This window comes from Mesorhizobium sp. M1A.T.Ca.IN.004.03.1.1, from assembly GCF_003997555.1.
Lineage (GTDB): Bacteria > Pseudomonadota > Alphaproteobacteria > Rhizobiales > Rhizobiaceae > Mesorhizobium.
Genome location: NZ_RZTV01000050.1, coordinates 1 through 572, shown reverse-complemented (window position 1 = coordinate 572; position 572 = coordinate 1). Strand labels below are relative to the sequence as shown.

Annotated in this window: 1 pseudogene; it reads right to left on the bottom strand. The window is 60.5% G+C overall.

The annotated features are described in order from the left end of the window. Positions 1–572: pseudogene (locus EOD29_RS30620) on the bottom strand (branched-chain amino acid ABC transporter permease); the annotation flags it as partial.

Genomic DNA, 572 nt, shown 5'->3' with positions numbered 1-572 from the left:
AAGACGAAGGATTCCGGCGAGACGAAGCCCTGGCGGGCGGCGAAGAACGAGCCGGCGAAACCGGCAAACATCGCGCCCGTCGCAAAGGCGGTGAGCTTGGTCGTCACCGTGTTGATGCCGAGCGAACGGCAGGCGATCTCGTCTTCACACAAAGCTTCCCAGGCGCGTCCGATCGGCATGCGGCGCAGCCGGATGGTGACATAGGCCGTCAGCATGCAGAGCGCCAGGATCAAATAGAACAGGAAGATTTTGTAATAGGCCGAGGAGATCGGCAGGTTAAAGAGTTTAGCAAAGCCGCCGGCCGTCGCATCGAAGGGAATGCCGAAGAGCGTCGCCTTTGGAATGCTTGAGATACCGAAGGTTCCCTTGGTCACGTCGGTCCAGTTGATCAGCACGAGGCGGATGATTTCACCGAAGGCGAGCGTGACGATGGCGAGATAGTCGCCGCGCAGACGCAGCACCGGGAAGCCGAGAATGACGCCCCAGAGCGCGGCCAGGATGCCGGAAAGCGGCAGGAGCAACCAGAAGGACAGGCCGAAATAGCTCGACAGAAGGGCATAGGAATAGGCGCC